The 279-nt window shown below is 47.3% G+C and carries 1 protein-coding gene; it reads right to left on the reverse strand.

What is annotated here, in order from left to right; translation table 11 throughout:
- Nucleotides 1-279 (reverse strand): chorismate-binding protein (locus ACYP03_RS25910; RefSeq protein WP_459782661.1); only part of this gene is annotated, 279 nt, incomplete at both ends.

Raw genomic sequence — 279 nt, forward strand, 5'->3', positions numbered from 1 at the left:
TGCTAATAGCTCCTGAACCCCCGGGATATCATTCAGCAAAGTTGCTTGCTTATCTGGTGAGTTCCGTTCTTGTTTGACTCCCGAACGTTGTTCTGCACCAAACATTGCATGATACAAAGAAGCTGCTTTACTGCGAGTTTCGTTCGTTTCATTAACCGGGATTGAATCTCTGACAATGGTCGCCCCTGCTGTGATTTCTACTTCACCTTGCTGACCGATTTCAGCCGTACGAATGAGGATCGCAGAATCCAGCGCTGTAGATTCACCGTGCTTCTCAAC

The organism is Photobacterium sp. R1, from assembly GCF_054600795.1.